The 11,252-nt window shown below is 28.9% G+C and carries 7 protein-coding genes and 1 pseudogene; 6 read left to right on the plus strand and 2 right to left on the minus strand.

Features of this window, described 5'->3' with window-relative positions:
- The first annotated feature begins 3 nt into the window (after window positions 1–3).
- Window positions 4–3,036, plus strand: coding sequence for a DEAD/DEAH box helicase family protein (locus QLS31_RS14110; RefSeq protein ID WP_282744385.1), 3,033 nt, complete (start codon window positions 4–6; stop codon window positions 3,034–3,036).
- A 34-nt stretch (window positions 3,037–3,070) separates the two neighbouring features.
- Entirely contained in the window at window positions 3,071–7,792 is a 4,722-nt protein-coding gene (locus tag QLS31_RS14115) for an ATP-binding protein (RefSeq protein WP_282744386.1), read from the plus strand.
- Between the two features lie 240 nt (window positions 7,793–8,032).
- Here the strand turns inward: QLS31_RS14115 and QLS31_RS14120 are convergent, their stop codons facing one another.
- Complete coding sequence (locus QLS31_RS14120) at window positions 8,033–8,311, minus strand: helix-turn-helix transcriptional regulator (protein ID WP_282744387.1); 279 nt, start codon at window positions 8,309–8,311, stop codon at window positions 8,033–8,035.
- Between the two features lie 134 nt (window positions 8,312–8,445).
- Here QLS31_RS14120 and QLS31_RS14125 point away from each other — a divergent pair, with 134 nt between their 5' ends.
- The 4 genes from QLS31_RS14125 to QLS31_RS14140 all read left to right on the plus strand — a co-directional run bounded on the left by QLS31_RS14125 (window position 8,446) and on the right by QLS31_RS14140 (window position 10,825).
- A complete protein-coding gene (locus QLS31_RS14125) occupies window positions 8,446–8,769 on the plus strand; it encodes a hypothetical protein (protein WP_282744388.1) in 324 nt (107 codons plus the stop codon).
- Window positions 8,770–8,790: 21 nt separating this feature from the next.
- Window positions 8,791–9,102, plus strand: a complete 312-nt coding sequence (locus QLS31_RS14130) for a hypothetical protein (protein ID WP_282744389.1) — start codon at window positions 8,791–8,793, stop codon at window positions 9,100–9,102.
- Between the two features lie 130 nt (window positions 9,103–9,232).
- Window positions 9,233–9,838 carry a recombinase family protein gene (locus QLS31_RS14135; protein WP_282744390.1) on the plus strand — a complete coding sequence of 202 codons (606 nt, stop codon included), beginning with the start codon at window positions 9,233–9,235 and terminating at the stop codon, window positions 9,836–9,838.
- Between the two features lie 513 nt (window positions 9,839–10,351).
- Complete coding sequence (locus QLS31_RS14140) at window positions 10,352–10,825, plus strand: hypothetical protein (RefSeq protein WP_282744393.1); 474 nt, start codon at window positions 10,352–10,354, stop codon at window positions 10,823–10,825.
- 329 nt (window positions 10,826–11,154) lie between these two features.
- On the opposite strand, the pseudogene QLS31_RS14145 reads toward QLS31_RS14140, so the two are convergent.
- Window positions 11,155–11,252, minus strand: a pseudogene (locus QLS31_RS14145) (IS1595 family transposase); the annotation flags it as partial.

Here is an 11,252-nt window from a genome sequence, read left to right on the forward strand (position 1 = left end):
ACAATGGCAAAAGGAATACATACGGAACTAACCTTTGAAAGAGCAATAGAAGAAGCTTTATTAGAAAACGGAGGTTACACTAAAGGTCGTTCAGAAGATTTTGATGCACAAACAGGATTGTTTCCTGCTTACATCATCAACTTTCTGAAAGAATCCCAACCTATTTTGTGGGCTAAATTGGCTAATATTCACAAAGACGAAGTGGATAAAAAAGTAATCCAACGCTTAATCAAAGAAATAGACTTACGTGGTATTCTTGATGTTATTCGTAACGGTTTTACTGATTATGGGGTTAAATTTCAAATGGCATTTTTCAAGCCTGAAAGTACCTTAAACCCTGATGCAGAATTATTATACAACAAGAATAACTTATCCGTCATAAGACAGGTGTATTATGAGCGTGTGGGTAAAAACTCACTTGACATGGTATTTGCATTAAACGGTTTACCAATTGCAACTATAGAGCTTAAAAATCAGTTTTCTGGTCAATCCGTAGAAAATGCTAAAAAGCAATATGTGTACGACCGTGAACCTAATGAACCAATCTTTCTATTTAAAAAAAGAGCTTTAGTTCATTTTGCTGTAGATGCTGATGAATGTTATATGACCACTAAATTAGATGGAAAACGCACTCGCTATTTACCCTTCAACTTAGGAAATAATAATGGAGCTGGAAATCCTTTGAATAAACACGGTTACCGTACTTCTTATTTATGGGATAAACTTCCTGATGGAAACGCTGGAGTTTGGACAAAAGACAGTTTCATGGACATCATTGGTAAATTCCTTCACCTCAGTGTGGAAGAATTTGAACTAAATGGAATTAAAAAGAAAAAAGAAAGCATCATTTTCCCGAGATTTCACCAGATGCAAGTAGTTAGAAAAGCTACTGAAGATGCAAGAAGCAATGGAGCTGGAAAAAATTACCTAATTCAACACTCAGCTGGTTCAGGAAAATCCAATTCAATTGCTTGGTTGTCTTATCGTTTATCAAGTTTACATGATAATGACAATAACAGAATATTTGATTCGGTAATCGTAATCACCGATAGAAAAGTTTTAGATTCACAATTGCAAAACACTATATATCAGTTTGAGCATAAAGACGGTGTGGTTCAAAAGATAGACAAAGATTCTCAGCAGTTGGCAGATGCTTTAACTGCTGGCTCTAATATTATTATTACTACTTTACAGAAGTTCCCTTTTATTTTAGAAAAGATTGGAGAAATCCCAGCTAGAAAATATGCTGTGATTATTGACGAAGCACACTCGTCTCAAGGTGGTGAAGCGACCAAAAAAATGAAAGAAGTATTGTCATCCAAATCATTAGAAGATGCTGAAAAAGATGAAGCCTACACAGGACTTGAGGAAGATGCTGAGGATGAAATAAGAAAATCAATGCTGGCACGTGGCAAACAAGATAATTTAAGCTTCTTTGGATTCACTGCCACACCAAAACCAAAAACAATAGAAGTATTTGGTACAAAAGGAAGCAATGGTAAACCAGAACCTTTTCATTTGTATTCGATGAAACAAGCCATTGAAGAAGGCTTTATTTTGGATGTACTTAAAAACTACACGACTTATAAAACATACTTCAAGTTATCCAAAGAAATAGAAGATGACCCCAAAGTAAACAAGAAGAAAGCATCGAGAGCAATAGGACGTTTTATGTCATTGCATCCACACAATCTAGCTCAAAAAACAGAAGTTATGGTGGAACACTTTAGACAAGTTGTTTCAAAAAAAATAGGTGGAAAAGCAAAAGCAATGGTAGTGAGTAGTTCCAGACTTCACGCTGTACGCTACAAAGAAGAATTTGATAAATACATCTCCGAAAAAGGATATACGGATGTAAAAACCATTGTAGCTTTTTCAGGAAAAGTAATCTATGAAGCCTCACCCGAAGGAGTAACAGAAGTAGAACTAAATGGTTTTGCTGAAAAAATGTTGCCCAAGAAATTTGCATCCAATGAATACCAATTATTGTTAGTAGCTGATAAATACCAAACAGGTTTTGACCAACCTTTGTTGCACACCATGTATGTGGATAAAAAATTATCTGGAGTAAAAGCGGTTCAAACACTATCACGATTAAACAGAATGTCTGCTGGGAAAGAAGATACTTTTGTTCTAGATTTTGCCAATGAAACCGAAGATATTTTAAATTCGTTTCAACCGTATTATGAATCAACATCCATCATAGAAAATTCAGACCCCAACCATTTGTATGACCTGAAAGCACAAATAGATGCTTCACAAATCATTTGGCATTCTGAAGTTGACAATTTTTGTAATGTGTATTTTAAGTCTGCGAAAACCCTTACTGTTTCAGACCAAAAGAAATTATATTCTTTTGTTGACCCAGCCGTTGACCGATTTAAAAAACTACCAAAAGAACAGTCAAAAGAGAATACAATTGGTACAGAAATAACACAAGAGGACTTAAAAAATACTTTACAAGTTTTCAACAGAACCTATTCATTTTTGACTCAAATAATGCCATTTTCAGATATTGATTTGGAAAAGTTGTTTACCTATACTAGATACTTAATCAAGAAATTACCTCGAACCAGTCAAGATGATAAATTCAAGTTGGGTGACGAAGTTTCATTAGAATATTACCGCCTTCAAAAAATTGCCGAGCAAGATATTCTCCTAGAACCACAAAGCGTTTATGAATTAGAAGGTGGTGGTTCAGCTGGAATTAGAATGAGTCAAGAAGAAGAAACTGCTTTATCGGAAATCATAAACGTGTTAAACAAACGATTTGGAACAGAATTTAGTACAGCTGATAAACTCTATTTTGACCAGATATATGAAGAGTTGATAGCTGATAATAGTTTAGGACTTCAAGCCAAATCCAATACAATGGAAAATTTTAAATATGGTTTTGAGGATAAATTCATGGATACAACCATAAGCAGAATGGAACAAAATCAGGATATTTTCACCAAAATGATGAATGATAAAGAGTTTGGAAATATTGTAAAGGATTATATGTTGAAGAAGGTTTATCAGCAGTTTAGAAAGTAAGAAACTTAGAAAAATAAATATAAAAGGAAATAAAATGAATGATGCAGAAATTCGTTTATCGAAAATTTTAAGAAAATTAGACATATCACTTAAAACAGCTATAGATTTTTTGAAATCGAAAGGTATAGTAATGGTGTCAAATCCCAATTTGAAAATAAACCAAACCACCTGTGCGCTACTTGTAAATAAATTTTGCTATGATAATTCACTTAAATTAAGCATTGTATCTGATTTAATGGATAATATAAAAGAAAAACATCCAAAAATAATTTTAACTAACAGTGGAAAACTTAGTTTGAACGAGCATGTAAAATTTAAAATTATTGAACAAAAGGACAGAAGTACAATTTTATTAAATGAACGAACTGGTTTAACATATGCTTGTAAAAAAATCTCAAAATTAGTAAATGATAATGTCGTAATGCAGATAAATTCATTAGATAGTTTAGAAAGACCATCTATGAAGTATAGTGTTTTAAATGATTTTATCGAGGGTAAAGAATATGAATTCGGCATTGTAGACAAAATAGAAAAAGGTTTTATTATTGAAAATTCAGAGGATTATACTTCCTTCATACCTCTCTCGTTTGAAAAACATATTGTTGATGAAAAAAAAATAAAACTAACTATTGATAGAATAGACAAAGAAAAAAATCATCTTATTTTTCAATCAAAAAACACTTTTAACAGAGCCTTTTTTACATTAGAAAATGACGCAAAAGATGCAACTAGTCTATTTAAATTAGGAGAGAAATATGAATTTAAAGTTGAAGGCTTTAGGGTTATTGATGAAGATATTTCTATAATATTATTAGATTATCAAGGTTATAAATCGACAGTTAAATCATTCTCTTTTCAAAATAAAGATAATTTACCTGAAACAATTGTTTGTATTGTAGCACAAGTATCAGAGGATAAAATAAAGCTTTTTCAAGATAGGTATAACTTGCTTCTCAATTTATATAAGGAAGGCAATAAGCATGAATTTAATGTTGTTTCACAAGAGAATGACTCCAACAATAATTCTAAATATTTTATTCTTACAGATAAATATGGATTTACTCATAAACTCTATAGTAATGATTTTGATAATGATGAATTTGAAGATGTTCAATCGGGGCAAAATATTTGGCTATATGTAAAAAGAATTGATGAAAAAGGTCATGTGGTACTTAATATAGATGCACCTGAAAGACATGGTTCATTTACTTATGTTGAATCAATTTTTGAATTTATAAACAAATCAGATGAGATAGATAGATATTTTTATTTTATTAGGGATGAACTTAAAAAAGATATTTACAAAGAAAAGCATTACGTACAATTATTTGAAGATTACGAGAAAAGAGAAAATCTTTGGGTTTTTTCTTATTTGAGTTTTTTGAATGAATATATCCATAATTCTGTAAAAGAAAACTTGTTAGAAATAGCAATTGAATTCTCTGATTTATATCTTGAAATTGAAGAATGGATGCTAGAAGGTTCTGACTTTTTACAAAAATTCAGTCCTGAAAAAAGACCTACTATCATTCAAAAAGCAGAACAACAACTTAAAAATGCTAGAATAAGAAAAGAAGCTTTAATACTGATAAAAAATCAGCAAAGTGAACATTACATTCAAGATGTATTAAAGACCTTGAGAGTTAGTAGTTATTTGCGAGATGATAAAGTAAATATTTTTAAGAATCTTATTTTCAATACTTCACATAATAATCTTAAAAATACAAGTGAAATTGTTGAGATTATTTTACTTTTAAATAAGGGAGACCTATTAAATACTTTTGATGTAAATAACTTCATCGGAATACTAGAATATAAAATAAACATTGAAAAGTATGATTTAAATCCTGTCTTATTAAATAACGGACAAAACCTCATTGACGATGAAACAAAGAATGCTTTACAGAATATTATAAAAATTTTAGGTTTACAAATTATATTAAATAATAAAAACAAAAACTATGAAATAGCTATTTTAAAGTCTGCAATAATGTTTCGATATCTTAGTCACCTTACTAATGATGAAAATATTAAAATAAGTTTTTTAAACAAAGCAATAAAATGTATTGTTACATCTCAATCTATTTCTTTAAAAACAGACTTAGTAGCAAATTTTGATATAAATATTTTTAACGAATTAGTTATTGAAAATCAAAATGCTCCAAAAGAGTACGTTAATAGTCAGGTTTACAACAATAATGGAGCCATATATTCAACAAGGAATGGATGGGCAATATTATCAAGACAACAGCTTTATAATGGCAGAACTAGAGATTTAAAACTGAATACTTTAAAATCTTTTTTTAACAATAGTATTTGTATTTCTAGTCATTATGATATTGAAAGCGAACTAAATATCGATAATAACTTAAACATTAATGATTGTACTATTAATTGGAAAAAATACTTTACTAATTTAGAAATCAAGCGAATTGAAGTTAATAACTTAAATTCAGACTTATCTGCTGGCCAAAGTGTTAGAGTTATTGCTAAAAATTACATGAAGAATAATAATAAGATATTATTCTTGAAAATTATGGAACCCAATTTTGAAGGTGAAGGGATTATCAATTTAAATGATATTTTTAGAAAGAATATTGAAGACTTTGAAGATGTCATTAATTCAGGTGATGAATTAACTGTAGAAATAAAAAAAATAGATGAAGCGGGAATAACATTCACCATGTCTAATGAAATTTGGATTAGAACCTTAGATGAAACAAATATTGATGATGTTGTGGACGCAAAAGTCATGCATATTTACGCAAATATTGCCTTTTTAATAACTGAAAATGGTCATTTTGCATCAATATATATTGGAGATAAAAATAATGAAATACAGGAAAGAAAAGTATATAAATTTAAAATTATAGATTTAAATTCTAACAAATCCACATTAGGATTAGCTTATATTGCAAATTCTGAACGAAATTTCAATGAAAAACAGGTTTTACGAAATTTTCTTGTTAGAACAGGAATAATTAGTGTAAGCGAAGTCGAAATCGACAATTCAAAAAAAATAGAAAAATTATTATCTGAATTAATTAATTGTATTGAAAATATAATGCATTTTGAGAAGGATAATTTGCGAAAAGTTGAATGTTTACAATTGTTAAAACTACTTTCATCTGTAAACAAAAGCCCTAAATCATTCTATTTTGAAAGTTTAATCAATTATTATCTAAACATATACAATTTCAAGCAAGAATCTAACAATGAAATTAGTTTAGAGTTTGAACCTATTGATGAAAAAACAACAAGCATATTTAAATCATTGGAAGTAATAAATGATAGATATAAATATCTTAACCTATTTAATAAATTAGAAAGTATCCCCGAATTAATTGCACTTCGAAAAGAGGTTGAGAATGCTGAGGAGTTAAAGCTAATAAATATGCTGTTAGCTCACAATCTTTTAAAATTTGACAGCCCTAATGATGTAATTCTTCTTCGAACTAAAGATTTGATTTTTGAATTTTTATCTAATGAGAAAGTAGATACATTTAATGATGTTATATCAGTTATAAACAACGATTTTATTTCTGAAGAAAAAGAAGTAGAATTAGTAGAAGAAATATTACATCTTGGTAAAGAAGGGACATATAGAGAATTCAAAACTTCTTTTGTGTATTATGCGGGTAATAATAGTCTTGATATAGAAAAACAATCTAGCATAATAATGAAAACAATTGCTGGTTTTTTAAATTCAAAAGGTGGAAGTTTATTTATCGGGGTAAATGATTCAGGCGAAATAATAGGTTTGCAAAATGATTATGATTATTTTGGTAAATCAGCTACTAGTGATAAATTTGAAAGAGAGATTAGAGCCACTATAGTTAAATCATTTAACAAAGATGTTAATTCACATATTGAATTTAAATTTTTAAGTTCGAACAACTTAGAATATTGTGAAATAATTATTCCGTCATATGATAAACCAGTATCATATTTTGATAATTTCTATCAAAGACAAGGAAATGAAACGAGAGTTATTACTGGAAATGATTTAATATTCTTTTTTGAAAGAAAATTCAGTAATGGACTATCAAATGAAAATAATCTAATATTTAAAATAAATAGAGAAGAAAATGATAACCATCCTATATCTAAACATATAGAATTAGAACAACCAATTCAAATTAATTTATTTGAAGAAAATGTTGACTTTTATTCAGACCAAAAATCTGAAAACAACAATCTCAATATTGACTATAACATAGCTACCAATTCAATTATTGCATATATGTATATTTACATAAATGGTAAATATATTATAAGTCGTAAAAAACTAGATATTCAAAAATCAGCCGAAGAAGTTCTTATTTACAATAACTTCAAAAAAGGATTTTTACTTCAATGCTATGATAATGGTTGCGTTAATAAAATTGAAGTTAGAACTATTTTAGAGAAAACTTTAGGAAGGATTTACAGTAATGGTTTTAGTCTTCAGGGAAATTTAGTCGGTTTGTTTTTAATACAGGAAGATTGTTTGTTACAAGTGAATACAATGAGAAATAATATTGAATATGTAAAAGTTGTTGATACTGAAATAATTTCAACACATAATCAACTAAACCTAAAAGGTAATAATATTGTACAAGAAGATTTTGATTTATTGACTGCGTTTAAAATTATAGATAAGTCCCATAGAGAAAAATTAAACAGAATAACATATAAATCAAAACAATCATTAGGTGTGAAAGTCGATAAATTATCATATAAGAATGAAATGGAATATTTATCTACCATTAATTAAATAATCATAAGCTTAAGGGGACTTAGAGTAAAATAAGTCCTCTTTAATTAACTAATAGAATTGCCATTCCATATTGATAAAATGAGATATGAAAATCATTCTCATCTTAACTTTTTTAAAACTGAATATTATCAGCATTTTTATCCCAGTCAAAATTGTCTATCTCTTTTTTAATAATATCAAGAATACTGCGATTAGGAACATGAGTAAAACCCTATCATCAAATTAATAAGTGAAAGTTTAAATATTTCCTTTTAAAATCAGAAGACTTTTTTCTAACAACGCTTTAGCTTCTTCAATTTCGCTTTGTACAACTAAATTTCCTTTAGTTGGAACAAACATTTCCCTTATATCTACATCAAGGGCTTCAGCTATTTGTAATAATAAATGTATAGTTGGTAAATTCTTTTCCGAATTAATATTGCTTATGGTAGTCATTGAGACCCCAACTTTTTTTGCCAAATCTTCACGGCTCATCCCTTTTTGAGCCATTAGTTCCTTTAATCTTAGAATTTCCATATTTCTTATTTTTTACAAATATAGCAAAAAAGAAAGTATTACTTTATTTTTTACAAAATAAATAAAACAATATTTGCTTTTTAATAAAACATTGCTTTACTTTGTATTGTATTAATGAAGTAACACTTGATTTTATGACTGCAACAGATTTTAAATTAGAATTAAGAGAAATCAAAGAAAACATGAAAGGATTGACTCTTCAATTGGTTACTAAGAATGGTTACAGACCATATTTTAATTTGAAAGAATTTGGCAATGCTATTTTAAACGAAGAGTCAAAAGGAAATGATTTCAGAATAAATCAAGTTTGGACAATTTGTGGAACTGTATCAGTAAAATCAATTAAGAGCCTTGCAGAGCTAATCAAAACTGAAACTGTCACTGGAATTCAATTTGAAAGTTTCTGGAATCCTAAAACACAAGAAGAATACATCAAAAGCTTTGGAGCATTAGACTAATCATATATAAAATAAAAAAATATGGCAACTACAACTAGAACAATGGAAATAGCTCAAATAATTTTAGAACAAATAAAATATGCTGACAGAAGTGCTTTAATGGCTTGGGGAGCCAAAAACTTTTCAGCTATCAGCGAAAGTAAAGAATTTGAAGGTGGATTAGCTTTTCAAGTTAATGGATTAAAACATAAAGGCTGGGTTAAAATTTGTCTTCGTTGGGCTGATGACTATACAATCATATTCATCAACAAAAATAGTGAGACAGTTAAAACTTTTGAAGGAGCTTATTGTGACATGTTGGTTCCTGTTATAGATTGGATTGAAGGTAGGTAATCTTCAATCCTGTTCAAAATTAGGTTATACTTTATCACTGAATAGTAATGTAAAACTTAATCTTAGTAAACACATTAAAAAAACCGTGCAAAATACACCATGCTAATATTGCACATAAAAACAACAGATTATGAAATGTAGATATGTCAGACAAAGTACTTCTCAACAGTCAAACCTGCGCCAGCTGGCAAAAGCCCATCCAGATGAAATATTATTTATTGATACAATAAGCGGTTCTATTCCATTTAATGAAAGACCCGCTGGAAAAAAACTTATTGAAGCCGTTGAAGCTGGAGAAGTAAATTACGTTTCATTCCACGCAATCGACCGTGCTGGGAGAAATACTATAAACGTACTTCAAACACTGCAATACTTTTATAGTAAAGGCGTAATAGTCAAAATAGAAAATCTTGGACTAGAATCTATGATTAACGGTAAAGCAAATCCTGTTTTCAATCTAATTACAACGACCCTAAGCGAATTAAGCTCTTTAGAGAAAATTTCTCTCCTTGAAAGACAATCCGAGGGGATTTTACAAGCGAAAATCCGAGGTGCATACAAAGGACGACAAAAAGATACTTTTGAATCTGACGAGGTGATTTTAGCAAAGCATAAAAAAGTGGTGAAGGAGCTAAAAGCAAATCCAAATTTATCATTAAGGAAAATTGGAACCCTTACTAACGTATCTCCAAATACAGTAAAAAAAGTAATTAGCATTCTTCAAAAACAAAATTAGATTTTATGGAAATTAAAATTCAACATCAAGAGGATAAAACTTATTATACTTTCAGAATTAAGAATGCTGATAAGCTTACATCTGTTGAGGTAAATCGTATTTGCATTAAGATGGGAGTTAAGGCATTATTCGTAAATGGCAAGTACTATGAAAATTAGTTATAATTAATTTTATTAGTCAAATACTCAATTAAAAAAAAGAGTCTTTAAAGTTGTTATAACCCTCCTCTCCCTCAATATTATAGTCTAAGAATAAAATTATTAATCAGCCATTTCTCCAGAGAATCCATGACTCCAGTTCATAGATACCTATTCTAAAATGTACACCTACGATTAGGTCTTCAAACACAAATTAATGTTTAATTAAGCATTTTAAAATATTATTATTTTTCCTCATTTTTCCGAAATCACCTCATGGAATCCAAAAGTGCCAAAAAATTTTTTTTTGAATTTTTTCAGTTTAAAAAAAATGAATTAAACCCTTCTTTACAGATATTTATTATCAAAGAAGAATATGGAACAAAATGATTTAATTAGCATACCACCAAGTGTATTAGACCAACTTAAAAAAAACGTAAACAAGTACATCCTAAAAGACAAAAAACCATTCGGTTTTGATGAAGCGTTGAGGTATATAGCCCTAGAAAAAGCAACAAAGTCACAATTAGCAAAGCTTAATTCATTTTCAAATCATCATTCACTATCCAATGATGAAGACAAACAGAAAATTGATATATTGGATAAAATGATTGTGTTTGCACAGAATTGGACAAAACAGGATAATAGAAAAAAAGACTTATCAAATAAAATCAGAACCACAACAGACCATCCAACTGGAGCATCCACAAAAAAGCAATCTGGAAGAGAAGTTGACAGGCTCTCTCCAAGTCTTTCATCAGTAAAGCCATATACAACGGCACAGATTAAAGATAAAGGCTTAATGAATGAATGTTTTAGGATTATAGAAATTATTAAACTAATAAATTAAATCAGATGTCAAGGTCATTTAAATAGTATGATATTGTGAAAAAACATTTGACACTATCCTTTCTTGGTCTAATAACTCATGATATTTCTTATTATTAGCATCTTTTCTTTCTTTTAAATCCTTTGGCAAGTTCTCGCAACTGGTTATAAAAAATAATAAAGTTAGCAATAAATATAATTTTCTCATTTTCCTGTTTTTTTACAACGAACACGTTTTTGAATCTTTGGTTTTTCTAATAGGTTATCTTTTTTAAATAATTAAATAGGTGTAATATCTTTTATAGAGTAAATTCATTTTTGTAATTGATTTAATTGATTGTCCGTTTTTAGTCATAATCCTGTAATACTTGCTATTACTAGCCTATCGAATAATTTTTCCTCAAAATACCGTCTGTTAAGCTTGTAAACGAACTCGTTTAGGTATAATT

The sequence above is a fragment of the Flavobacterium sp. XS2P24 genome (genome assembly GCF_030010285.1).
Lineage (GTDB): Bacteria > Bacteroidota > Bacteroidia > Flavobacteriales > Flavobacteriaceae > Flavobacterium > Flavobacterium algoritolerans.

Excerpts from the sequence above, each read along its gene's own strand:
- QLS31_RS14115 (WP_282744386.1), top strand. The coding sequence starts at position 3,071 with ATGAATGATGCAGAAATTCGTTTATCGAAAATTTTAAGAAAATTAGAC.
- QLS31_RS14130 (WP_282744389.1), top strand. The coding sequence starts at position 8,791 with ATGGCAACTACAACTAGAACAATGGAAATAGCTCAAATAATTTTAGAA.
- QLS31_RS14140 (WP_282744393.1), top strand. The coding sequence starts at position 10,352 with ATGGAACAAAATGATTTAATTAGCATACCACCAAGTGTATTAGACCAA.
- QLS31_RS14110 (WP_282744385.1), top strand. The coding sequence starts at position 4 with ATGGCAAAAGGAATACATACGGAACTAACCTTTGAAAGAGCAATAGAA.
- QLS31_RS14135 (WP_282744390.1), top strand. The coding sequence starts at position 9,233 with ATGAAATGTAGATATGTCAGACAAAGTACTTCTCAACAGTCAAACCTG.
- QLS31_RS14125 (WP_282744388.1), top strand. The coding sequence starts at position 8,446 with ATGACTGCAACAGATTTTAAATTAGAATTAAGAGAAATCAAAGAAAAC.
- QLS31_RS14120 (WP_282744387.1), bottom strand. The coding sequence starts at position 8,311 with ATGGAAATTCTAAGATTAAAGGAACTAATGGCTCAAAAAGGGATGAGC.